Annotated in this window: 19 protein-coding genes and 2 pseudogenes; 10 read left to right on the top strand and 11 right to left on the bottom strand. The window is 40.2% G+C overall.

All coding sequences use genetic code 11. From position 1 onward, the window contains the following. Positions 1-122: 122 nt before the first annotated feature. The 5 genes from CDC33_RS05515 (at position 123) to CDC33_RS05495 (ending at position 5,050) form a co-directional block, all read left to right on the top strand. Positions 123-917, top strand: a complete 795-nt coding sequence (locus tag CDC33_RS05515; RefSeq protein WP_109007630.1) for a glutathione S-transferase family protein — start codon at positions 123-125, stop codon at positions 915-917. A gap of 93 nt (positions 918-1,010) precedes the next feature. Further along, on the top strand, positions 1,011-2,741 hold the full coding sequence (locus CDC33_RS05510; protein WP_109012458.1) for a helicase HerA domain-containing protein: 1,731 nt from the start codon (positions 1,011-1,013) through the stop codon (positions 2,739-2,741). A 573-nt stretch (positions 2,742-3,314) separates the two neighbouring features. Next, complete coding sequence (locus tag CDC33_RS05505; RefSeq protein ID WP_109007629.1) at positions 3,315-4,298, top strand: RNA polymerase sigma factor, RpoD/SigA family; 984 nt, start codon at positions 3,315-3,317, stop codon at positions 4,296-4,298. A gap of 210 nt (positions 4,299-4,508) precedes the next feature. Beyond that, a complete protein-coding gene (locus tag CDC33_RS05500) occupies positions 4,509-4,778 on the top strand; it encodes a type II toxin-antitoxin system ParD family antitoxin (RefSeq protein ID WP_109007628.1) in 270 nt (89 codons plus the stop codon). Continuing rightward, the gene (locus tag CDC33_RS05495; RefSeq protein ID WP_109007627.1) at positions 4,775-5,050 is read left to right on the top strand and encodes a type II toxin-antitoxin system RelE/ParE family toxin; all 276 of its coding nucleotides are present in this window, start codon (positions 4,775-4,777) and stop codon (positions 5,048-5,050) included. Before CDC33_RS05500 ends, CDC33_RS05495 begins: the two co-directional genes overlap by 4 nt. A gap of 407 nt (positions 5,051-5,457) precedes the next feature. Here the strand turns inward: CDC33_RS05495 and CDC33_RS05490 are convergent, their stop codons facing one another. Together CDC33_RS05490 and CDC33_RS05485 are read right to left on the bottom strand one after the other, a co-directional pair. Further along, positions 5,458-7,101 (bottom strand): tetratricopeptide repeat protein, encoded by a 1,644-nt coding sequence (locus CDC33_RS05490; RefSeq protein WP_109007626.1) that lies wholly within the window; start codon positions 7,099-7,101, stop codon positions 5,458-5,460. Then, positions 7,088-8,383, bottom strand: coding sequence for an ATP-binding protein (locus CDC33_RS05485; RefSeq protein WP_109007625.1), 1,296 nt, complete (start codon positions 8,381-8,383; stop codon positions 7,088-7,090). The genes CDC33_RS05490 and CDC33_RS05485 overlap by 14 nt, the downstream gene beginning before the upstream one ends. A gap of 331 nt (positions 8,384-8,714) precedes the next feature. On the opposite strand from CDC33_RS05485, the gene CDC33_RS38340 reads away from it, so the two are divergent. Together CDC33_RS38340 and CDC33_RS05480 are read left to right on the top strand one after the other, a co-directional pair. Further along, positions 8,715-8,882, top strand: coding sequence for a hypothetical protein (locus CDC33_RS38340; RefSeq protein ID WP_181373899.1), 168 nt, complete (start codon positions 8,715-8,717; stop codon positions 8,880-8,882). Positions 8,883-9,136: 254 nt separating this feature from the next. Beyond that, positions 9,137-9,838 carry a hypothetical protein gene (locus CDC33_RS05480; RefSeq protein ID WP_109007624.1) on the top strand — a complete coding sequence of 234 codons (702 nt, stop codon included), beginning with the start codon at positions 9,137-9,139 and terminating at the stop codon, positions 9,836-9,838. A gap of 8 nt (positions 9,839-9,846) precedes the next feature. Here the strand turns inward: CDC33_RS05480 and cobO are convergent, their stop codons facing one another. Both cobO and CDC33_RS05470 read right to left on the bottom strand, forming a co-directional pair. Then, complete coding sequence (cobO, locus tag CDC33_RS05475; protein WP_109007623.1) at positions 9,847-10,524, bottom strand: cob(I)yrinic acid a,c-diamide adenosyltransferase; 678 nt, start codon at positions 10,522-10,524, stop codon at positions 9,847-9,849. A gap of 375 nt (positions 10,525-10,899) precedes the next feature. After that, the gene (locus CDC33_RS05470) at positions 10,900-12,168 is read right to left on the bottom strand and encodes a plasmid pRiA4b ORF-3 family protein (protein WP_109007622.1); all 1,269 of its coding nucleotides are present in this window, start codon (positions 12,166-12,168) and stop codon (positions 10,900-10,902) included. Between the two features lie 183 nt (positions 12,169-12,351). On the opposite strand from CDC33_RS05470, the gene CDC33_RS05465 reads away from it, so the two are divergent. After that, a complete protein-coding gene (locus CDC33_RS05465) occupies positions 12,352-12,888 on the top strand; it encodes a nucleotidyltransferase family protein (RefSeq protein WP_109007621.1) in 537 nt (178 codons plus the stop codon). Positions 12,889-13,172: 284 nt separating this feature from the next. On the opposite strand, the gene CDC33_RS05460 is transcribed toward CDC33_RS05465, so the two are convergent. Continuing rightward, positions 13,173-13,613: a (2Fe-2S) ferredoxin domain-containing protein gene (locus tag CDC33_RS05460; RefSeq protein WP_109007620.1), complete on the bottom strand. Its 441-nt coding sequence runs from the start codon at positions 13,611-13,613 to the stop codon at positions 13,173-13,175. A gap of 181 nt (positions 13,614-13,794) precedes the next feature. Beyond that, complete coding sequence (locus CDC33_RS05455) at positions 13,795-14,475, bottom strand: GntR family transcriptional regulator (RefSeq protein WP_109007619.1); 681 nt, start codon at positions 14,473-14,475, stop codon at positions 13,795-13,797. A gap of 89 nt (positions 14,476-14,564) precedes the next feature. Between CDC33_RS05455 and CDC33_RS05450 the strand changes: the two are divergent. Next, a pseudogene (locus CDC33_RS05450) lies at positions 14,565-15,608 on the top strand (2-isopropylmalate synthase); the annotation flags it as partial. A gap of 13 nt (positions 15,609-15,621) precedes the next feature. On the opposite strand, the pseudogene tnpC reads toward CDC33_RS05450, so the two are convergent. The 5 genes and pseudogenes from tnpC to CDC33_RS05415 form a co-directional block, all read right to left on the bottom strand. Beyond that, positions 15,622-17,119: pseudogene (gene tnpC, locus CDC33_RS05445) on the bottom strand (IS66 family transposase). Continuing rightward, complete coding sequence (locus tag CDC33_RS05440; RefSeq protein WP_109007618.1) at positions 17,085-17,588, bottom strand: class I SAM-dependent methyltransferase; 504 nt, start codon at positions 17,586-17,588, stop codon at positions 17,085-17,087. Before CDC33_RS05440 ends, tnpC begins: the two are co-directional and overlap by 35 nt. A 1-nt stretch (position 17,589) precedes the next feature. Beyond that, positions 17,590-19,260 (bottom strand): phosphatidylglycerol lysyltransferase domain-containing protein, encoded by a 1,671-nt coding sequence (locus CDC33_RS05435; protein ID WP_109007617.1) that lies wholly within the window; start codon positions 19,258-19,260, stop codon positions 17,590-17,592. Between the two features lie 537 nt (positions 19,261-19,797). After that, complete coding sequence (locus CDC33_RS05420) at positions 19,798-20,691, bottom strand: alpha/beta hydrolase (RefSeq protein ID WP_109007616.1); 894 nt, start codon at positions 20,689-20,691, stop codon at positions 19,798-19,800. Between the two features lie 244 nt (positions 20,692-20,935). Beyond that, on the bottom strand, positions 20,936-21,910 hold the full coding sequence (locus CDC33_RS05415) for an alpha/beta hydrolase (RefSeq protein ID WP_109007615.1): 975 nt from the start codon (positions 21,908-21,910) through the stop codon (positions 20,936-20,938). 125 nt (positions 21,911-22,035) lie between these two features. Between CDC33_RS05415 and CDC33_RS05410 the strand changes: the two genes are divergently transcribed. Further along, on the top strand, positions 22,036-22,962 hold the full coding sequence (locus tag CDC33_RS05410) for a lysylphosphatidylglycerol synthase domain-containing protein (RefSeq protein ID WP_439956589.1): 927 nt from the start codon (positions 22,036-22,038) through the stop codon (positions 22,960-22,962). Positions 22,963-23,620 lie beyond the last annotated feature (658 nt).

The following is a 23,620-nucleotide window of genomic DNA, read 5'->3' as shown; positions in this document are numbered from 1 at the left end:
AGCCATAAGTTTAATCCAAATCTCAATTAGATAGCAAAAAAGTAAATAATGTAAAGAAAAATTACTTTAACTAAAGATACAATTGTAAAGTTAAGAAGTTGACCAGTTATAAGGTATACAACATGCTGGAATTATACCAATGGGAACTATCTCAATACTCAGAGAAAGTGCGCCTAATTCTAGATTTCAAAGGACTAGATTACCGCAAAATAGAGGTTACGCCTGGGATTGGACAGGTAGAACTATTTCGGTTGACTGGTCAGAAACAAGTGCCGGTATTAAAGGATCGTAATAGATATATTGCGGATTCTACGGAAATAGCTAAGTATTTGGACTTAGAATATCCCGATCGCCCAATAATACCGCAAGATCCCAAAAGACGGGGTTTAACTTTATTAATAGAAGAATGGGCGGATGAGTCTATAGGCATCAAAGGTCGCAAAGCACTATTTGCAGCCATAAGTCAAGATCAAAATTTCCGCAAGTCTTTATTACCCACCTCAACACCAGATATATTTAAAAGTCTGGTTGAAGGAGTCCCCACTGACTTACTCTCAGTGCTGGGTTTTGGCGTAGGTTATAGTCCAGATATAGTAAAGTCAGCGATCGCATCTTTAAAACAAGACTTGGAAGCGGTAACGTTATTATTGGCAGATAGTCCTTATTTAACAGGAGATGAGCCAACTTTAGCTGACTTAGCAGTAGCTGGCTTATCGATATTGCTCAAGTTCCCCTCTGGCCCCTATCTGGATTTACCAGCTTCTATTAGAGGTAAAGGATTACCAATCTTTTCCGAGAATATAGATTATGAACCATTCTTTACCTGGCGCGATCGCCTTTACGCCCAATTCCGCAAACCATTAATCAGTACCACTCCTCCAACAGGAAGTGCGCCAACTTCAATTCAGATTGACTAATAAGGGGCATTGGGCATTGGGTATTGGACATTGGGCATTGGGCATGGGGGAAAATAACTAATGACTAATGACTAATAACTAATGACTAATAAAATGAATTCAGAACAGCCATTAGGTTCGGTTATTCAAGGTTCTCTAACTGAAGGTTTAGAAGTACGATTGCATCCTGACATTTCTGTGGAAGATATGCGGGTGGGTAAGTTTCTTGTTGTGCAAGGGATGCGATCGCGCTTTTTTTGTATGCTGACAGATGTAGCATTGGGGGCTGCTAATGCCCGAATTATTGCTAATCCCCCTAATTGGGAAGACACTTTTTTACGGGATGTTTTAGCCGGAAGTAGTACTTATGGGACTATCAACCTCGCGCCGATGTTGATGTTCACTCCCGAATCGGAAGAATCTTTCTCCCCAACAAATGGTAAATCGACAAATCCCTTTCTCCCATCGGTGACGGGTTTGGCTTCATTTGTGCCACAAACCAGCACTACAATGGAATTGTTGCCTGTTAAAACTATTCCTAGCCACTTTAGCCAAGTTTACGATGCCAGTGTTGACGATTTTCGCCGCGTATTTGGTTGGGAAGATGACCCCCAAAGGCGTAATTTTTCCATCGGTAAACCTTTGGATATGGATGTGCCCGTTTGCATCGATTTAAACCGCTTCGTGGAACGGAGCAACGGAGTTTTTGGGAAATCTGGTACTGGTAAATCCTTTCTAACACGGTTACTTTTAGCTGGCGTTATCCGTAAAAATGCAGCAGTAAATTTGATTTTTGATATGCACTCTGAGTATGGCTGGGAAGCCGTTGCAGAAGGGAAGAATGTAAATACAGTTAAGGGTTTAAAACAATTATTTCCTAGCAAGGTAGAAGTTTACACCCTCGACCCAGAATCGACAAAGCGCCGGGGTGTGCGTGATGCTCAAGAACTTTATTTGAGTTATGAGCAAATTGAAGTTGAAGATATTAAGTTATGTGGTCGAGATTTAGGACTTTCTGACGCAGCCTTGGATAACGCTAATATTTTGTTTAATGAGTTTGGTAGGTCTTGGATTGTCCAGCTGTTAAATATGACTGGTGAGGACATTAAGATGTTCTGTGAGGAAAAGCCGGGACACCCAGGTTCAATTAACTCTTTACAGCGCAAACTGATGCGTATGGATAATTTGAAGTATATGCGAGCGGTTTGTCCCCAGAATTACATTGATAAAATTGTGCAATGTCTGGAAGCTGGGAAGAATGTTGTGATAGAATTTGGTTCCCAGTCTAATATGCTCTCTTATATGTTGGTGACGAATATGATCACCCGACGTATTCACGAGCATTACGTCAAAAAAGCAGATAAATTCCTGCAAAGCAAGAACCCGAACGATCGCCCCACGCCATTGATGATTACCATTGAAGAGGCGCACCGTTTCCTTGATCCGGCTATCGTACAAAGTACTATCTTTGGGACTATCGCCAGGGAACTGCGAAAGTATTTCGTCACACTTTTGGTAGTTGATCAACGCCCATCGGGTATTGATAATGAAGTCATGTCCCAGATTGGGACTCGAATTACCGCTTTGCTTAATGATGAAAAAGACATTGACGCGATTTTTACAGGTGTATCTGGTGGTGGCGGACTGCGATCGGTATTGGCAAAGTTAGACTCTAAGCAACAAGCTTTAATTTTGGGTCATGCTGTTCCTATGCCAGTAGTAGTACGTACCCGTCCTTACGACGCAACTTTTTACGAAGAAATTGGTGAACCAGCCTGGGAAGAAAAACCTGACGCAGAAGTATTCGCTGCTGCTGAACTAGCCAAAGCTGACCTGGGATTCTAAATAGTCATTAGTCATTGGTCATTTGTTATTTGTTATTTTCCCAATGCCCCATGCCCAATGCCCCATGCCCAATTCGTAACATCCCTCCATTATCGCAGGAAATTAAGTTCGGTTATCCGGCTAGTTTTGGGCAACAGAAGAGAGGTTTTTGGCGTCACTATAGATATAGTCAGTAATTTCAAGGAAGTTTATTTTTTTTTTGCAAATCGGCAATTTTGAATTATAATTAAAGATTTTATCTTAAAGTACTTTACTATTTGCCTGATTTATCGTACTATAAAGTAAATGGAACTCATACCGACTTCGGATTTCCAGTTGCTATTAGTAACTGCCTAAGAGAAGAATTTTCCAAAACAACCAGCGTGCTTATATAGAAACTGAAAATTTAAGAGAGTGAAAATTTAGGGAAGGTAGGGGAACCTATCATTGGGAGTTTACGTCTCAACAACGGCTAGATCAATTGATAATTACTTTTGATAGCTCCCGATATTTCGTGATAGATGTACTACCTTTCTCCATCGATTCTAGTAAGAAAAAATACATTGTGTTTACGGAGTAGAGGATAACACATCAATGCCTACTGTCAACACCCAAACGGAAAACCTCAATACCAAATTCACGGCTGATATGGTGCGAACCTATCTGCGAGAAATTGGTCGTGTACCACTGCTAACCCGTGAACAAGAGATTGTCTATGGGAAGCAGGTGCAACAAATGATGAAGTTCATCGACGCCAAAGAAGCTTTGGCGAAGAAACTGCACCGCGAACCGGAAATGTCAGAGTGGGCTGACCACGTTCAACAATCGGAAACCGAGATCCAACAAACGGTGGCGCAAGGTAAGCGGGCGAAGCAAAAAATGATCGAAGCGAATTTGCGCTTGGTCGTTGCTATTGCCAAAAAGTACCAAAAGCGGAATATGGAGTTTCTGGATTTAATCCAGGAAGGAACACTAGGATTAGAACGGGGCGTGGAGAAATTTGACCCGATGAGGGGTTATAAGTTCTCAACCTATGCTTACTGGTGGATTCGCCAAGCGATTACCCGTGCGATCGCTCAACAAGGTCGTACCATCCGCTTACCAATCCACATTACCGAAAAACTGAATAAAATCAAGAAAGTGCAGCGCGAATTGGCTCAAACCTTGGGGCGATCGCCTACTCCAGCCGAAATTGCCAAAGAACTGGAAATAGAACCTGCTCAGATCCGCGAGTACCTGAACATGGCGCGTCAACCAGTATCTTTGGATGTTAAAGTTGGCGATAATCAAGATACTGAGTTGCAAGAAATGCTCGAAGATGATGGCCCATCACCAGAGTATTACACCAACCAGGAATTCTTACGCCAAGACTTGAACAACCTGCTAGCAGAACTAACCCCGCAACAGCGACAAGTTTTAGCCTTGCGCTTTGGTTTAGAAGATGGTAACGAAATGTCATTGGCGAAAGTGGGTGAGAGATTGAATCTCAGCCGTGAACGCGTCCGCCAGTTAGAGCATCAAGCTTTGGCTCATCTGCGTCGCCGTCGTGCCAATGTCCAAGAATACGTTGCTAGTTAAAATGAGAGACGCGAAATGCCGCGTCTTTCCACCACCTTGGTGATGCGCCTCCTGAATTCAGGGGGCTATTTTTTTATGCTGATAACCCAATTATGTTAGGTCGAATGCGATCGCATTGTCACCGGATGCAAGCCCATCATTAAAATTACCAAAATTCGGCAAGACTCTAAAATAGGAACATAAAGCCACATCTATGGTAGATAGTATATTATGAATATTTCCTTTACTCCAGAATTAGAGCAATTTATCCAAAGTCAAGTTGCCAATGGTAAGTATGCCTCCACAGAGGAAGTGGTTGTTGCGGGTATTAAACTGCTGGAGGAAAGGGAATCTATTTATAAGGGTAGATTTGAAGAATTGCGACGAGAAATTATGGTTGGGGTCAAAGCTTCGGAACGTGGGGAAGTTATTGAGGGGGAAACGGTTTTTCATCAACTAGAACAGAAGCTACAGCAGCGTCGTCAGCAGACTGGTGAATGAGCAATATTTGTAGATTTACTGCTCCTGCAAGTCGGGATATTGAAAGCATTATTGATTATGTTGCTGACAACAGTAGTTTTGATGCTGCGGAGCATTTGCTCAATAAAATTAACGAAAAGTGCAGTAATTTAGCAAATTTTCCCAATATGGGACGCAAGCGTGATGAACTTTTACCTTTGTTACGTAGCTTTCCTGTAGATGATTATCTGATTTTCTATCGTGCGATCGCAAGCAAGCTTTCGGCTCAATCATATACCAAAATGAATGCGTGAATTACTCAAATGAGAAAACATTCAGGCAATTGAGAAAGTAAAAGCTTCTTTTGAGAAAGTAAGAGCTACTTTTACTTGCGGAAAACACTAAAATGAGAAAGTAAAAGCTGCTTTTGTTTGTGGAAAACACTAAAATGCGAAATTAAAAGCTGCTTTTGAAGAAGTAAAAGCTACTTTTGTTTGTGGAAAACACTAAAATGCGAAATTAAAAGCTGCTTTTGAAGAAGTAAAAGCTGCTTTTGTTTGTGGAAAACACTAAAATGCGAAATCAAAAGCTGCTTTTGAAAAAGTAAAAGCTTCTTTTGAGTAAGCAATCAGACATTTTTACTTAATTTAATATGAATTTTAGTCTAGGCGAATCGCGTGTCTAAGTTTTAGGATGGTACACTTTGCCGGAAAGTCAAATTTTACTGTGGTGCGGAGAGGCGATCGCGAAGATATGCTAAATTGTCACGAGTAGTAACAGTATTAGGATGATTCACCCCTACCTGTCGCTCAAAAATATCTAAAGCTTGGATGAAAAGGGGTTCGGCTTCGCTGTATCTGCCTTGGGAGTAGTAGAGATACGCTAGGTTGTTGAGGCTAGTGGCGACATCTGGATGTTCTTCACCCAGCAGCTTGCGCCAGAGTGCTAAAGCTTGGATGAAAAGGGGTTCGGCTTTGCTGTATCTGCCTTGGGAGTCGTAGAGTCCCGCTAGGTTGTTGAGGCTAGAGGCGACATCTGGATGTTCTTCTCCCAGCAGCTTGCGCCTGAGTGCTAAAGCTTGGATGAAAAGGGGTTCGGCTTCGCTGTATCTGCCTTGGGAATCGTAGAGTCCCGCTAGGTTGTTGAGGCTAGTGGCGACAGATGGATGTTCTTCTCCCAGCAGCTTACGCCTGAGTGCTAAAGCTTGGATGAAAAGGGGTTCGGCTTCGCTGTATCTGCCTTGGGAGTTGTAGAGTAACGCTAGGTTGTTGAGGCTTTGGGCGACATCTGGATGTTCTTCTCCCAGCAGCTTGCGCCTGAGTGCCAAAGCTTGGATGTAAAGGGGTTCGGCTTCGCTGTATCTGCCTTGGGAGTAGTAGAGTCCCGCTAGGTTGTTGAGGCTTTGGGCGACATCTGGATGTTCTTCTCCCAGCAGCTTGCAGCTGAGTGCTAAAGCTTGGATGAAAAGGGGTTCGGCTTCGCTGTATCTGCCTTGGGAGTAGTAGAGTCCCGCTAGGTTGTTGTAACTGGTGGCGACATCTTCCTCTAACCCTAATTCTTTTTGCAATTCCAACGCTTTATAAATATACTTAATTGCTAAATCTAATTCTTGTTGATAGTCCTGGGCTTCGCCTCTATCTAATCTCTGTTTGTAAATGTTCGCCAACGTAATATACAAACTTGCTAATTTCGCGTCTTTAATTTCGCTTTGCTGTTCTATTTGCTGAATTAATCTTTGTAAATCTTCAATGGGTAAAAAATAGTCATTATCACTATTAAAATTTTCTAACTCCGTACTTGTTAACGCAAAACGTATCGCCTCAACTTCTCTCGCAGAAATAACACTTTTAGCATGGGAAACAAACCGAAATACTCCATTACGCCAACTCCAAAAATCCGGCGCTTTTTTCATTAAATTAATCATCAATTGATGCGTCACCCACAGGACGATCGCAAAGGGAAATTTCCCCAAACCTTCCCTTGTCCACTGCAAATAACCGAAGAACTTTTCTTGTGGTGATTGTTCTTCCCCCAACCTGAGAAACAGCAACTTTTCTGCACCTGTAACAGTTATCACTGCTGGTTGATACTGTTGTAGACATTTTTCTTTTTCTAAAAGTTCTTGAATAGCACCTTTTAAATTAGGTTCTTTTTCGTCTAATGTAACCCTATAAGTACAAAAATCAGGTTTTAATTCTGTTTCATATCGGTCAATCATTTGATTCCGAAAATCAGCATTATCACAAACACCAATAAGTAAATTAAATTTACCTGTTCCCGCTTCAATAGAGACAATTAAATCATCAAAAGCATCTTGATTTTTTTGATCAGGGTTAATCTTTTTGTTCTGATTATTGGCTGTCATCAATTAACCCCTCTTCACGCAACAATTCAACAATAATAGGATGAACATCATACCAATTTTGACGATTGCGATATTCAAGTACATAAAGCCCATGTAGTAAATCGAGAAATTCTTGCTGTTTCGGGTCTTCTGGCTTGAAATTATTATAAGTTGTCTGCAATATCCGATAATCTACACTACCTAAAGGCATAGCAAAATCATTGCGAATATTATTTATTGCTTGGTCTAAAATCTCATCATTAATTATTACTTTATCTTCTGGCTTCCGGCGAATTAACCGCAGACAAATCCGACAACATTCATTAGAAATACGAATTAATTCCCGTAATACGCCACCACTATTTAAAACTATTTTTTCTGCTGTTGATGATTTGAGTAAATTAGGTGAGATTCGTTTAGTCAATATTTCACAAAGAATATTCAAAGTTTTTGGAAATGGTCTAGCATTTGGTAAATGACTCTCTCCTTTTTTAAATAACTTTAAAACAGGCATTGCCACAACTTGATCGTTAGTTTCATTTTCAATAGTTGGTTTGAGGTCTTTTTCCCGCAAAGCAGCAATGGGGATAGTATAAATAATCCTAAATCCAGGTAAACAAAGAGCTTTAATATTATCTTTAAACAGATGATTGACTACTGCCAAATCAAGTTTATCTAAATCATCAAGAATTACTAATATTTGTTTTTTGGTAACTGCTTGAATTGCTGCGGCGATAATATTTAATTGAGCGATTAACTCAGAAATTTTACGCTCAAATTCTTGTTTAAGTTCATAACGAATTTTCGAGTCAACTTTTAATTTGACACTAAAAAATTTCAATATATTAAAATCTTTAGAGGCTTCCCTTTCAATATTAGTTTCTTCCGTACGGACGCGGGTAGCAAACCATTTATCAATCGCATTTTTAGTAGAAGCAGGAATATCAATTTGACGCGCCTCCGCTTCCAGCATTAAATTAACAGCAATAGAAAACAGGACATTAATATGATTTACGTCGGACATTTCTATAGTGTCAGCAATAGAAAATAAAACAACAAAATATTTATCTTCTATTCTCCGGCTAAATTCCGCCAACAAAGTAGATTTACCACATCCCCGATGTCCGGTAAAAACAACCTTACCATCTGAATTGGGACTATCTTCAATCAACTGTATCAATTCATCAATAGTATCTTCGCCATACTCTACCCGAAACCGTCGTAAATCATTCTCTTCAATTAATGGTAACAGTTCCAAATTACGATAAGCTTGTTGAAACGACTTGAGTAAATCTTCAGTCATAGAATAGGGTAAATATAATTAACCTGCACCACAGTTAATTATCACCCATTTCCCCACAGATGGAAATCCAAAATGATCGTTTCTGTGTAGAGAGATAATTTTATCCAAACCCCCACAACCCATCAAAATTGCAACTTAATTTGGTCACAATATTTACACCATTGCAACTCTTTTTCAATCTGACGCATTTTCACGTCTAGGCGCAGTCTTCCTCGATCTACGGGACTACCTGCAAGTACCAAAATTACTTTGACTGTAGGACTATTACCCATAATCGAGTAAAAAAGTTATCATCGAAACTCAGTACTTAGCTAAGGGGCAATCCTTTTGTATGAAAGCAACAAGGGAGCGATGCCTACGGCAGGCTACGCCTACGCAGAAATTGGCAACACTCTGGCAAGAGATTATAGCAGAGGCAAGGGCGGCACTTCCTGAAAGACCGATGAAATCAGCATTTTTACCACTTGAAAATCTCAAAGGCAAGATGTCAAAAAATTAAATATTAATTGAGAAGGTTTAATTTATGATTAACCTCACCCAATGGGATGAATCTATTGGATGAAGAATAAAGACTCTAAGTGATGGTAATCTAAGCTGGTTGAGCTAAATTAAATAAAAACTTCAGTTTTTGACAGTTTTCTTTTTTGGACAATAGTAATATAAGCTGTAAACAAAGTCTTTGATAATTAAGACTTAGTGATAATTTAAGTAAATCAGAAAGAACTTAGTTCGTTTTTTAACAGGAGAAGTAGGGTGCTTAATAACCTTCATCAGTTCTTATCTCCCCGTCAATGGGGAATTTCCCTCGCAGGCTTAGGCTTACTTCTCGGTTTGGGCTTTATAGCCAAGCAGACTCAAGTAGTACCATTTACAAATTCTTCACTATCATCGGCTCAAATTCAGAAAACCAGCGAAAACTCTCTTTTGTCGCAGCTAAGAAGAGTTCGAGAGCAGAGAAGTCAACTCAATGCGGCTTCTGAAGATAGAGGGTTTTTTGGTCATAAGAGCGGAAAAACATTACCTACAACCACAGCGTTGGTTCCAAATTCTCAAGGATCTACAAAAGACGCAGGAGTTTTACCAAAAGCGGATTTTCCTGTAAAAGATGGGATTTACCTCTATGGTCAATCCCCAAAATCAAATCAGCTTGGTCAAGGTTATATCATATTTCAAAAGCAGCAGGACAAGGTAACGGGTGCATTGTTTATGCCCCACTCAGAGTTTAATTGTTTTCAGGGTACACTCAACCCATCAGGAGAGTTGGCGATGACGGTTAATAGTTCGTCAAATGAAGCCAGTACTACTCAGTCGAATCAGGTAGCTGCAAGCAATAGACTACCTCAAGTGAGTGAAGATGAGTTAAGTAGTTATCCTTACTCGCTGGCTCTGCAAGACTTTTATCATTTAAGTTCTATCACTGCTAGCGATCGCCGCACGTTGCAAATGTGTAAGTAATCTTCAATTTAATACTCAATTCCTGGTTGCGCTTTAACGCCTTGATCGCGGAAAGGATGCTTAACTAGGGTCATTTCAGTTACCAGGTCGGCACACTCTATTATTGCAGCCGGTGCGCCTCTACCTGTGAGAATAACGTGCTTATCGGCTGGTTTTTGCGCCAACCCGGCTAAAACATCCTCTACTTCTAAGTAAGACATTTTCAGCGCGATATTGATTTCGTCTAACAACACCAGATGAAAGTCTGGGTTGCGAATATATTCTAATGATTTTTGCCAAGCGGCGCTAGCTTTATCGAGATCGCGATCGCGGTCTTGAGTTTCCCAGGTAAAGCCTTCGCCCATTGCGTGAAATTCTAACTGGTCTTCCCAATTACTAAAAACCCGTTTTTCTGAAGGTTCCCAACTACCTTTGATAAATTGAACGATCGCTACTTTATACCCGTGACCTAGCGATCGTAACACCATTCCCAAAGCCGCAGTGGTTTTACCTTTACCATTACCAGTATTTACAATAATTAATCCTTTTTCTGGTACAGCTTGTGCTATACGTTGATCCTGCACTTCTTTGCGTCGCTGCATCTTTTTGCGATACTGTTCATCAGTCAGAGATGAAGACATTACCTCATCAATCAAGCGCCCAATCTCTTTGTCTGGGTTTAATTCTTCTGGTGTATCGTTTTTCATCAATTTTGTGTGCAAATAACTGTTAAAAGTTTCGAGAATGAACTGAAATTCAGTCTATTCTTTAATTTTACTTAAATTACATAATTCAATATGTCCAGAAAGATTTTACAGAAAAATATTGATACCGTGTTAGCTTGTTTAACATCATTGGCAGACAACTAAGTAAAACTCTATGATATACAAACTAAGGTTATAATTTGAGTCCAATATTGCTATTTTAAAAAAATTAATAGGTTTATTAAATCATTTTACTAATATTTCCTTCGGTAGGTCAGTTAGTTAGGATAAAGATTATCATTTCATCACTTGTTTAGAAAGTTACATTAATTTTACCAGGGTTACTATTTTAAAAACCGAGTTACTAAAATAGTACAATTACTCTCCCTCATTCTCCTCATCTTCATCCTCACTCCAATATTGTTGAGGTGCATTTCCGTGAACTTCTAAAATCTTTGGTTTTTTAATTTTATTATCAGGCTGATTAATTGCTTCTAACTGCACATCAAATTTCCAGTTATCACCAAAATCATAAAGATAGGTCATTTTAGCACCTGGTTCTAGAGATAAATCACCAATCTGTACTTGGTCAGCGAATGGAGGTATTTCCATGTAGGGATGACCTATTTTAATTGTGCGACCAAAACGGTCTTTATAACTAAACTCATATAAATGGTCGTAGTCAAAATCAAAAGCATCAAGAATTGTTTCTGCTAGCCAGCCTAATGTTTTTTTCGCTGGTATAGCAATGCGTCTCCAAGCGTGAGAAATAGACACTTTAAAAATATAAATTCCATCCGTGAAGCCTTGCTGTGGAACAAATAAGTTATGCTCCCATTCTGGAAAAAATGGTTGTAAATGTGACTGCAATTTCCCAAAATTCACATTTACATCATCCTGTAATTCTCCTCGTATCCCTAGCGGAAATAATAATTGTAACAGAGCATCCCCAAAAGGCAAGCGTTGTAAACTCGTAATCCGCCATCCCTTACCTTCTTGTGCTTTCCCTTGCTTGATAGATAACAATCCAAATAACTCTAACAGAGCAACGTTATGCAAACCAGGGTAATAACTAATATTGTATTGGTCTTCATATTTAGGAAATTTTAAACCTTTATCTGGGACGCGAGGCCAAAGTTGACTACATCTAAATAAATTACCGAATGAGTCTTGATGCTCACCCAAAATTTCGTTATTCCCCCAAATCAACCAAGCTTCTAACAAGTTGAAATAGCGTTCTGTTGGGTTGAGATTTGACCATGATTCCAAGGTGGCTGTATCTAATACTAAAATTTGCTTCTTACCTTGGGATCTTATTTGGGCTATTCCAGAACTGCGTAATAACAGATATAGTCCATTAATGTAGGGGTATGATTTCTGGACAGGACGTTTGAGTTTAGTTTCAATTGGGTGACTTAACCGAGAATTAACTTCTGATAATACTTTCAGTGGTAAAAGGTTATTAACACTACTAACTTCCACTCCATTTGGTTGCAAGAAATCTATTAGAGTTTGAAAGTCATGCAGAATCGTACCAGGTTGATTTTCATCAATGTTGAGTTCTTGTAGAAGTTGTTGCTGTGACTCTGTTAAGGAAGGCAGTTCAGGATTGAATGTGCGTTCTAGCCGCGCAAATAAATCTTCCATAAATAAAACTTATAAATTCACAATTTAACCTTCCGTAAAATCCTGTTCTCTATACTATGACTTCAGCAGTTACCCTAATAAACCTTTAGCTGCTAAGTATCACAGTAGGTCTATTAAGACCGTAAGCTTAATGAGATGTGAATAATATTTTCACCTTGTAGTTGATTATCCCAGGAATTTGATATGAATAGTAACACTCGTCTACAGATGATTTTAAATGATACACCTGTTGATACAGTATTAAGAGCGATCGCTCAACTAAATTTACCTAACTGGTGGTTAGCCGGGGGTGCAGTCCGAAACACCGTTTGGTCTTCAATTTTTGGCAATGAGTGTAAATTAGGTATTAAAGATTTTGATATTGCATTCTTTGATATAGAGGGGAACTGTTCTCAAGAACTAGCAGCAAAGGCGACTCTTACAGAACAATTTCCTCATGAACAGTTTGATGTAAAAAATCAAGCTAGTTTTGCTCGTTGGCGGCTTGGTAGCAGACCCTACACTAGTACAGAGGATGGCATCACAGATTGGCTGCACACTTCTACTGCTGTAGGAGTTCGGCTAGATACACAAGGCCAATGGCAATTTTTTACTCCCTACGGGTTAGATGACCTGTTTGATGGCATTATTCGACCTACGCCAGCACATACTCATAACCTAGATGCCCACAATAAGGCAGCAACATTCTTGCAAAAGTGTCCTTATCTGCGGTTGGCGTAAAAGTTACAGTCGGCTTGTAACCACTAGTTTTCGTTACAAGAAAAATTAGCTTTTTAATTTACAACCCTTGCGTATGGAATCCCATGTTAATATGCGCCAAACTATATGAGGAAAGAACCGTAAAGAGCGCAAAGTAGACAAATAAAGAAGAAGCCAATAAAATTTGGCGCAGCCTCACAAAGAAATGGTATAAGCAAACTATAGTGCAATATAAAAAACACAATCTAGCATTCAATAATTTAGTGAAACAATATCCTAATCTAAGCATTAGCAAAGCTGCAAAACTATTCTTTATTCTGTTTGATGCGTGAGTAAAGAAATTCGCGTAGGCGTAGCCCGTCGTAGACATCGCTGTGAGGATTTACAATTAAGCATGGGCTATTTCCGCTACTTCCATTACTTACAATAACGACAGTAATGCCCGATTTTGGACAAACCCCTAAACAACTGGTGCTAACAACCCGAAATTCTCCCCATAATCCCTCAAATTTTAAACGAGATTTTAACCAATTCTCTAAGTCTTTGGAAGCTGTTGAGCCTGATTGCTCTTTTGTACATTGTGAACATACAAGCACTAAACCAGACTCCCATCGAGGTGAAACACTGGGAATAGAAGTGTCTAACGGGCGAGAATTTATTAAGGGTGATGTCTGCTGAGAATTGGATGCAAACCTCTTGAAGATACGTTGCAGCAATTTTTTAATACGCTGGATCAGTTTTTTCATGGACGATCCTATTTATTTCTCTGAACAACTTAAAAAGACCTCTCCCTGGTTTTACTACGTAAAACCGTCCCTCTCCGAGGCAAAGAGGGATAGAGTTAAACTTAGAAAGAGGTTTGTTGAACAGGATAGTGGAAATTTCTTGTCTAGTCTGTTCTGGTAGATCATCTAGTTCCAGCAAGAATCAGCGTTTTTGAGCAATTTGCTGCAAGTATGCAATTAGCTGTTCTCCTGCGGTGTCTATGTGTCGTTTCAGTAACCTGACAGCAGTTTTTGTATCCTGCTTTTGACAAGCATCTAAGAGTTGATAGTGTTCTTTTTGCGATCGCTCCTGGTAATCCATCTGCGCCAATTGTACCCGGACATAGCGATCGCAATTAACATGTAAAGTTTTAATCATCCCCAACAACCGGGGACGTTCAGCAGTGGCGTACAGCGTCGCATGAAATTCCCAGTTGAGTTTCGCCAACACACCTGCATCAGTTGCTTGATCTGTCGCTTCCAGAATCACAGCAGCTTTTTCTATATCTGTTTCCCTGAACTTGGGTATTGCCAACTGTATCGCTTTCACTTCCAAGGCGCTACGAATTTCACAGATTTCTTGCGCCTCTTGTGCTGTCAACACCGATACGATCGCACCACGATTTAAATGTAGTGTCACCAATCCTTCTGCTTCTAGCTGCTTGAGCGCTTCACGCACGGGAATACGACTAACTCCAAACTGAGTAGCGATTTCATCCTGTCTCAGGGATTGTCCTTCCTGAAATATGCCGCGCAGAATCGCTTCCCGCAAAGCATCGGCAATTAAATCTGGGGTACTGCGTTGTTGTTGCAGCACATTCGCTGCCAAGTCATTTAAGCTCATATTGGATATTGTATACAAAATCCTGAAGATTGTATACAATATCCAAAGTAAGTTTTTGAAATATCCCCTCAATACCACGGGAGACAATTATGAGCATCGCATCTCAACCAGACCGAGTTATCATCTTCGACACCATGCTACGGGATGGCGAACAGTCACCGGGCGCAACCCTCAATGTAGAAGAAAAGCTGGCGATCGCTCATCAACTAGCTCTCCTTGGTGTTGATGTGATTGAAGCAGGTTTTGCCGTTGCTAGTCCGGGAGATTTTCAAGCTGTCAAAACTATTGCTGAACAAGTCGGAATACCCGGTGGGCCAATCATTTGCAGTTTAGCTAGAGCCATTCGCCAAGATATTCACGCCGCCGCCGAAGCTTTGAAGGGAGCGGCTCGTCCCAGAATCCACACGATGATTTCTACCTCTGATATTCACTTGAAATATCAATTGAAAAAATCTCGCAGCGAAGTATTAGCGATCGCATCAGAAATGATTGCATACACCAAGTCGTTTGTAGACGATGTAGAATTTTCACCAATGGATGCTAGCCGCACTGAGCCAGAGTTTCTTTATGAAGTTTTGGAGATGGCGATCGCAGCAGGTGCAACTACAATCAACATTCCTGATACCGTTGGTTACTGCACACCCAAAGAAATCGGAAATCTGATTCAAGGAATTCGAGAACATGTTCCTAATATCGATGGGGTGATTCTTTCCATTCACACTCAAAATGATTTGGGTTTGGCGACAGCTAACGCATTGGCAGCAATTGAATACGGTGTGCGTCAGGTGGAGTGTACCATTAATGGCATTGGGGAACGAGCAGGTAATGCAGCTTTAGAAGAGATTGTCATGGCGTTGCAGGTTCGTAAACCATTTTTCAATCCTTACTTTGGTCGTCCAGTTGATGACGATACACCCCTGACTAATATTAAGACTCAGGAGATTTACAAAACTTCATCCTTGGTTTCCCAATTAACTGGGATGCTGATTCAGCCCAATAAAGCGATCGTGGGAGCAAATGCTTTTGCCCATGAGTCTGGTATTTACCAAGATGGGATTATCAAGCATCGCCAGACTTATGAAATTATGGAAGCTGCTGCGATCGGTTTACCAGAAAATCGCATTGTTTTGGGGTAAGGATTCAGGTCTAATATTTAGGAAGCAGGGATGGGCGAGACAGAGAATTATTGGAATTAGCCAGCAGTGCTTGTGCAAAAAAATCAATCACAGACCTACCTTGACGGCGGCAGGTTTGCACCACAGTCAACAAATTGGCAGTATGTTGAAACCGCTCCATTGAACGGGAACCACCGCTAACCTTACGTTTGGTCACAGCCAAACGAAGCGTTCGCGAAGCGTGTCCGAAGGACTCTCGTTCAGCAAGATTGTTATCAGGAGGGACTTCAGGGTAGTCAAGAAAATACCACCATTGATTTGCTTTATCGCGCAAAGAACGTAAAAGCTGGCCTGCCGTTGCTCCTGCCTTCTCAATCCACTGATTGAGTGAGGAGTGCAACTTAGCTTTGAATTGATTGACCCAATCGTTATAACTACTTGAATCAAGAGTCTTAAACCCGAAGAGCATAGCTCCTAAAGGCTTCATCAATTAAATCAACAAACACTTCACCAATAGCTTGGTTGTGAAGACCTGGAAGTATAATTAGTTTTTTGAAGTGACGACGTAGATGTGCTAAACATTTTTGCTGGGCAACAACTTGATAGCCATTGTAAACACTAAAATCGTCACTGCTGAGTACCCCTACATATTTAGCCCCTAAAATCGTTTCTAATTCGGATCGTGAACGAGTGTCAGCCGCAGTAAACAGGCAGAAATCAGAATTGGCAACTACCCACAACCATTCTTTGATTCCTTTAACTGACCAAGGCGTTTCATCCACATGAATATTAGGTTGTGTCTGTTTTATCCAACTGCTCAATTCATTAATACTTGGTTCAATCGCTGTTTGAATTCGTTCATTGGTGGCGACTAAAGTTCCTAACCCAATTTCAATTTGACCCAATTCCCATAACATTTCTTGCTGTTTTTCATAAGGGATATGTGCATAATTATTTGCCCATCCCAAAAACGCTTGCAGTCTGATTCCTATATCTTGTCCCGGTACTATTTCTGGCGACCAGTCTGCTGTTTGTGTTGACCCACACTGGCTGCAAATGCATGTATGTCTTTGATATTCTACTATTTCAATTGGCCTCTCCACTAACTGCGCTACTGGCTGTGTTTCGATTTTTATTGGTTCGCAACGAAATTCTCTGTTACCACAGCAACTACACACTTGCGGTCTTAATGTCTCAAACCTATCGACTCTCCCAAACCCTTTTCTTGTTTTTCCCGGATGCCCTGGTTGCCCTCCTGGTTTTCGTTTTGTAGCCTCGTTCTGTTGTGATTGCTCTTCAAGCTTGTTCTCGGTTTTTTTGAGAAGGTCTCCCGATGGTGGTTTTGATGATGTTGTGCTGTCTAAATCTCTACTGACCTTGAGTTTCTCTACTTTTTCTTCTAGTTCTAAAATTCTGGAGTTCAGTTTCTGTATGGCGATCGCCTGCTCAACAATCATGTCCACCAGTTGTTCCGGAGCTAACTGGAGAAGGGTTTCACGCTCTAGTTTTAGAGGCAGGTCTTTTCCCATAATTCTGATATTCACCCTCAGATGTCACACTTGTCAATACCTCTTGACCTGAATCCTTACGAATTACAAGCTTACCACCCGGCTTCAACGCAGTTTGCAAATTGAGCAATAAATTCTCCAATGGCAAATGATGAACAGTTGCAATGGACACAATTGCATCAAATTGCTTTACTGAAAACTCCCACTGCAAAATGTCAGCAACCTGATAATCTATATTTGGATGCTGCCGAGATTTTTGTTTAGCAATTTCTATCATGTTGGGAGATAAATCTATCCCCAGAACCCTATCAGCACGTTTAGCTAAAAGACGCGAGAATAAACCAGTTCCACACCCAATATCAAGAACATTTTCGCAGTGTGATGGTAACTGTTTGAGTAAAAAATTGTGATAGTGATTGTTGTGATTCCATCCTTCTTGCTCATGCAAAGCAATTCGGTTAAAATCATTCCGAATTTTTTCAGTCCACATTTTAGGCTCCGGGTTTGAAATAATCGAAGAGGCGATCGCCTGAATCTGCGCGAATTAATGCTACAACTACATCTGGTAAGGCAGCTAAACTAGGGTAAACCAAATAACGTGGTTCCCAACGGGGGCGGAACTTCTCTCTGTAGGCGTGCAGTCCCTTGAAATTGTAGAAGCGATTCAAATGTCCGTATAGATAGTGCAATATTTTCTCTAGGCGGCGTGATTCTGGGTTGTCTCCAACTCCCGCAAGGGCAGAAAGACCGAAATTAAAGCTGTCGTAGCCACCCTCTTTAAAATGTTGAAGCAGGGAAATAAATAGAAAGTCCATTGTGCCATTTTCGATGGACGCACGATGTCGCATCATGTCAATAGTGGCTTCGTTGAGTTGATACTCCCGGAGAATGTTGGCAAAGGCGCTGATGTTACCTTCGGGATTATGCACCACAGCAATCTCACACTCTCGCAGGTAAGCCTCGTCAAACCAACCCAAAGAAAAGTGTTTTTCCGAACCTTGTACCATCTTCAGCCATTCATCACTTACAGATTTGAGCTGGTGCAATAAATCATTGGCGATGGGTGGTTGGTAAAACTCGATTTGGTATCCTAGCTTAGTTAAACGACTGATTGATGGTCTAAAGTTTTTACCGGCTTTACCTTGTAATGTAAAACTTTTCAAGTCAACGATCGCTTCTTCTCCAATCTTGAGTACCTTAAACCCCAAGGATTTGTAAAGCTCAACATCATCGGGTAAAGTCTGATAAAAACCAGGATACCAGTCATTGCGTTGGCAAAACTGCGAGAAAGCAACAATTGTTTCTTTGCGGTCTTCAATGGGGCCGATGGGATCTCCTAATGCGATCGCACCTCGTCCCTTGGGAACATAAGCAATTAAACTATTACCTGAAGGGCTGAAATAATAACTTTTATCATTTAAGAGTGTGAATGCTGCTAAAGAAGAACATCCATATTGCTCGACAATTTCTTTAGCTCTTTTCTGCTCATTTGGCGTTGCTACATTTCGCCAAAACACAGGTTGCAAGAGCATTACCATTGCATAAGTAATAGTAACTGCGGCAATAACATAGATAGAATTAGCAAAAAATTCTCCAAATTTGCTTTTTGGTTGCAGTCCCCAATTATCCTCAGTGAAGAACATCGCCAAAGTCTGAACTATGGCTTCACGCCAATTAAAATTTTCTGAAAACTTGCCGTCTAATAAGTAAAATCCAATAGTTCCGTATGCCAAGGTAAATAATAACGCGCCTATCAGCGCTCGAACTCCCCGTGCGATCGAAGGACGGTCTGATTGCGCTGTGAAAAAATGGCGCATCAAGATTAATTGCACCAGTAAAACTCCAGAGAGTAGACTTTCTTCATAGTCCAGTCCCTTCAGCAAGTGGCTGAAAATGGAAATCACTAGTAAACCAATGGTAAGTAACCAGGCTATTCTTTTGCGACGTAATAAATTAGTCGCAAGTGCTAGTAAAACAAACCCAGTCAGGGCTGCAAATATATGACCACTGGCTCGGATTTCAAATGGTAAAAATTCCTTCAACCAGTGATTTCGCCCATATAGGGTAGGTGTCACTGCTGATAATAAATTTACTACTCCGACTAAACCTGTAAGGAAAGCTGCACTCCAAAGTCCAATCTGAGTTTTTAAATTATTAGTCATTAGTCTAAAAGTATTAATTAGGAGTTAGGAGTTTGAAGTTAGGAGCTTGGAGTTTTGGCTCTACGACTCTCTTTAGGGACTAAAATAATAAGCAGACCAGTTTTCTCGGCTCTGTCAATTATACAAATTAAGTTTTAATTTTCTCCATAACAGTTAGTAACTTTATGGACAAATGTCCTCAAGCAACTTTTCCCGGTGTTACGCGGAATGGATAAACTGCAATACCCTCTATCCCTAAACTATACGTCGCTGGGACTACCTTTCTTGTAATATTCAGGCTGGCATTTATATCTGCATGAATAAGTTTGCCATTACTGTTTATTTAGTTGCCCAGCTTTCCACCAACGATGTGCTGTTTTATAGCTTACTCCAACTTTCTTTGCGTAATCAGATAATTTCATATACCCATACTACGGTTATTGGGTATATATGGGTATAAAATCAATGAATATTTACAACACCTTAATTTTAATGCCATAGCAGAGTGAGAGCAATAGAACCTGAGTTTTCAAATTTTAACTCTTAACTCCTAACTCCTTACTTTTTAAACTGTTCTCCTACATAAGAGAGGGAATCTTTAAGATGCTTGTGGAAGTAGTTCCAGCCTATATCAGCACCAGACAAACCATGACCTCCTGGAAACGCATAAAATACATGAGCAATGCCTAATTTATTTAAGGTTTCCTTGAAATCTTTGGTAGAAGCCAGCAAATTAGTATCGTTCAGACCTGCATCTAGGTAAACACGCAATCGCTTCCTATCTTCAATTGATAGCTGTTGCACGATTTGTTGGGGGCTATTTTGCGAACCGCTATTATCGGTAAAATAACCGCTATGACTAAATAGAATGTGGAAGTTATTGAGATGGCGCAACCCGATATTAAAAGCCCCCCATCCTCCAGAAGAAAGACCTCCCAAGGCCCAAAACTGGGGTTCTTCTAAAGTGCGGTAGCGTGACTTGACAACTTGCACTAGTTCTGAACCAATTAAAGTCCCAACTTTACCATTCGGCCCATCAAAATAATCGGGGTCGTATAAAGGGCTGGAACCGCGATTATCATTACCATCAGGTGTAATCACAATCGATGGCGGTAATTTTTGACTTTGATAAAGTTCATGCAATACATCTAAAATGGCATATTTATCAGCATAAGCACGGGCGTCATCATGACCACCGTGTAGTAAGAATATCACCGGGTACCGCTTTTGCTGATTTTTATCATAACCAGGTGGCAAAATCACGCCATAGTTACGGACTGCACCCATCGCTTGGGAGTTAAAGGTTGCTAATTGAAACTTTAGCCCAGTATTTGCCTCTTCTTGGGGTGGGTCTAGTTGTGGCGCACCTAAGATGAATACATAATAATAACCAGCAGTAGTCAGGAGTGCGATCGCTCCTACCAAACTAATTAAAAATTTAGAAATCTTCATATTATTTCAACTTTCAAAAAGCACCTCCATTAGAACTTACTATAGTTAATCTATTGAAAAATTGCAGATGAGTCTTCCATATTGATATTTAAATATCAACTTATTTCCAAAATATGGGACTCCTATTTGATTACGTGAAAAAGCTAACTCTAAACTCGAAAAGGCTGATTCCCTACTTCCTGCCTAAGCAAAAAAGTTCAGAAATCAAATCGGATTGCTATAGGATGACTTTTACAGTAAATTACTAATTATTTTGACCATTTTTATTTTGATTAATACCTAACTTATCAGTACTATGTGCTATTTCAGCAACTCGAAATTGTTCTCCTACAAATGTCAAAGAATCAGATAAATGTTCTCGCCAGTATTTCCAAGTATGGCTACCAGGAAACTGACGAAACAAATTATAAACTTTTAGCTTATTTAGTACTTGGCTAAATTTTTGAGCTTCTTCGAGTTCTTCAATATCTGATGTGCCAGAGTCTAGATAAATTCTTAATTTTTTTTGAGCTTGTAAAGGAATGGTTTTGATATAACTTATTGGGCTATTCATTGGGCCACTTTTATCATTAAAATAACCGCTATGACTAAATAAAATCGAGAAATGGTCCAGGTTATGTAATCCCACATTCATTGCTCCCCAACCACCAGAGGATAAACCACCTATCGCCCAAAAATCTGGATTGTTTAGTGTACGATAACGGCTTTGCACAACTTTTACCAACTCATCCCCTATGGCTGTGGAGACTTTACCATTAGGGCCATCAATATATTCGGGATCTCGGTAGGGGCTAGAGCCACGTTTGTCGTTGCCATCTGGTGTGATAATAATGCTGGGTGGCAACTTACCTTTAGTATAAAGTTGTTCTACAGTTTTAAGAGCTTGTCCCTTGTTCTGAATAAACCAATCAGTGGGATTACCATGTCCACCGTGGAGGAGAAATATTACAGGATAGCTTTGTTTTGGGTTTTGTTCATAACCAGGGGGTAAAGAAACGCCGTAGGTGCGACTTGCGCCCATTACCTGACTATTGTATGTTTCAATTTTGTAGGTCAGAGGAGTAGCTGAGTCGCTAATATTGGAGTGGGTTGGAAGAAGGGAAGGCTTTGTTTGTAAATCCTGTTGTGGTGGTTTTGCTACACTAGTTTGGGATAAATTACAGCCAACAAGAGTTAATACTAAAACTAGCAAGAGAATTTTAGATTGTTTGTAGTTCATCTATTGGGTAGCCAATGTTTACCTTACAAAAGCTTATGCAAATGATATGTCAATGCTGTGTCAACAAGATGGAAACTTTACGACTGGTTGTAAATTAAAAGTCAAGAGTTAGAATCAGTTTTTTCATGATGCTTAAAAAGCTGCGATTCAATTTTAGTTCTTTGTTTGGCTTGTTGCTGCTGGTGCTTTGCGTGTGGGCGATCGCTAACGAATTGCATGAGTATAATTATCGTGATATCCTCAACTCCCTAGCAGCAATTCCTAAAAGTCGCTTAAGCTGGGCAATTTGGCTGACAGCCTTGGGTTATCTGGTGATGATTGGGTACGATATCTTAGGTTTTAGCTATATTAATCGTTCCTTAACTTGGAACAAGATTGCTCTAACCAGCTTTATTAGCTCTGCATTTAGTAATACCATAGGTTTTGCCTTGCTAACTGGCAGTGCTATCCGTTATCGATTTTATGCTAATTGGGGAGTTTCAGCAGTTGCGATCGCTCAAGTAATTGCTTTTGCTAATTTTACTTTTTGGTTGGGGATGTTTGCCGTTGCAGGTTTCTTGTTTATCATCAACCCTCTCAAAATTCCCACTCAAATACATTTACCTTTTGCCACTGTGCGTCCCATCGGCGTGATTTTTCTGCTATTAGTCGCTATTTATTTAATCGGAAGTATTTTTATTAAACAACCGTTAATAATTCGTGGGCAAGAATTTCGATTTCCTTCTTTTAAAATATCCCTGGCTCAAATAGCAATTTCTAGTTTTGACTGGATTTTGGCAGCAGCAGTTTTTTATGCTGTGCTTCCTAGCAATATGTCTTTGTCCTATCTAGACTTCTTAGGAATATACTTACTAGCAATGTTTGCAGGTGTTGTTAGTAATGTCCCAGGCGGTTTGGGAGTATTTGAAACTATAATTTTGCTGATTCTCTCATCAAAAGTTTCGCCTGCGGCAATTTTGGCGTCAATGTTAGCTTATCGAGGAGTCTACTATTTCTTACCTTTGCTAGTAGCAGCAGGTTTACTAGGACTTTATGAAATTAAATTTAGATGAGGTTCAACATCCAGATACACGACACGCAACAGACCTCTTGCAAAAGTCCTTAGGGACTTCCAAGAAATAAATTATCCAATCTTGTGGGGTGGGCATCTTGCGCGCCTTTGACGCCCTTGACTATGGGCGGGCGAGACGCCTACCCCACAATAAATAGTTGTATATTTTTTTATTTGGAAATCCCTTAACACTCCACCCCCAATCCCTCTTTGCTCTTTGGCCTACGGTGTACACACAAGTCGGAAAAACTTCATCTACTAAAGATTTGCAGTTCGTTACGCTGGCTTCAGTAGTGCTGAGTACTGAGTGCTGAGTGCTGAGTATAACCCCATAGTTAAAACTAGGGGATTGAAAACAAGGACGTATTTTTTCTTGCACTACGTGTCTCAAAAAAAATATTTTTATTTTTTTCATATAGGACTTACGCACACTCTACGAATTCTCGGCGCTCTTGGCGTCTTGGCGGTTCGAGAAATTAAGCTTTTTAGCAATTTTTGCGTAAGTCCTATCATAAATAAATTTAGGGGCTTCAGACCCTATATGCTGAGTGCAATTAATTTTACTTTTTACTCAGCACTCGTTACTCGGCACTCAGCACTGTTTTGGTGACAAAGCTAAATTCTTGCAATCATTGTGTACGCATTTGTTATTTCGGCGT

The organism is Nostoc commune NIES-4072, assembly GCF_003113895.1.
Classification (GTDB): domain Bacteria; phylum Cyanobacteriota; class Cyanobacteriia; order Cyanobacteriales; family Nostocaceae; genus Nostoc; species Nostoc commune.
Note: the sequence above shows the minus strand (reverse complement) of the source record. Positions and strands in the feature narration are given on the sequence as shown.

Coding starts and splice junctions, on each gene's coding strand:
- CDC33_RS05465 (WP_109007621.1), top strand. CDS start 12,352: ATGAATAGTAACACTCGTCTACAGATGATTTTAAATGATACACCTGTT.
- CDC33_RS05515 (WP_109007630.1), top strand. CDS start 123: ATGCTGGAATTATACCAATGGGAACTATCTCAATACTCAGAGAAAGTG.
- CDC33_RS05505 (WP_109007629.1), top strand. CDS start 3,315: ATGCCTACTGTCAACACCCAAACGGAAAACCTCAATACCAAATTCACG.
- CDC33_RS05495 (WP_109007627.1), top strand. CDS start 4,775: ATGAGCAATATTTGTAGATTTACTGCTCCTGCAAGTCGGGATATTGAA.
- CDC33_RS38340 (WP_181373899.1), top strand. CDS start 8,715: ATGAAAGCAACAAGGGAGCGATGCCTACGGCAGGCTACGCCTACGCAG.
- CDC33_RS05415 (WP_109007615.1), bottom strand. CDS start 21,910: ATGAACTACAAACAATCTAAAATTCTCTTGCTAGTTTTAGTATTAACT.
- CDC33_RS05460 (WP_109007620.1), bottom strand. CDS start 13,613: ATGAAAAAACTGATCCAGCGTATTAAAAAATTGCTGCAACGTATCTTC.
- CDC33_RS05510 (WP_109012458.1), top strand. CDS start 1,011: ATGAATTCAGAACAGCCATTAGGTTCGGTTATTCAAGGTTCTCTAACT.
- cobO (WP_109007623.1), bottom strand. CDS start 10,524: ATGAAAAACGATACACCAGAAGAATTAAACCCAGACAAAGAGATTGGG.
- CDC33_RS05500 (WP_109007628.1), top strand. CDS start 4,509: ATGAATATTTCCTTTACTCCAGAATTAGAGCAATTTATCCAAAGTCAA.
- CDC33_RS05440 (WP_109007618.1), bottom strand. CDS start 17,588: ATGTGGACTGAAAAAATTCGGAATGATTTTAACCGAATTGCTTTGCAT.
- CDC33_RS05485 (WP_109007625.1), bottom strand. CDS start 8,383: ATGACTGAAGATTTACTCAAGTCGTTTCAACAAGCTTATCGTAATTTG.
- CDC33_RS05490 (WP_109007626.1), bottom strand. CDS start 7,101: ATGACAGCCAATAATCAGAACAAAAAGATTAACCCTGATCAAAAAAAT.
- CDC33_RS05420 (WP_109007616.1), bottom strand. CDS start 20,691: ATGAAGATTTCTAAATTTTTAATTAGTTTGGTAGGAGCGATCGCACTC.
- CDC33_RS05435 (WP_109007617.1), bottom strand. CDS start 19,260: ATGACTAATAATTTAAAAACTCAGATTGGACTTTGGAGTGCAGCTTTC.
- CDC33_RS05470 (WP_109007622.1), bottom strand. CDS start 12,168: ATGGAAGATTTATTTGCGCGGCTAGAACGCACATTCAATCCTGAACTG.
- CDC33_RS05455 (WP_109007619.1), bottom strand. CDS start 14,475: ATGAGCTTAAATGACTTGGCAGCGAATGTGCTGCAACAACAACGCAGT.
- CDC33_RS05410 (WP_439956589.1), top strand. CDS start 22,036: ATGATGCTTAAAAAGCTGCGATTCAATTTTAGTTCTTTGTTTGGCTTG.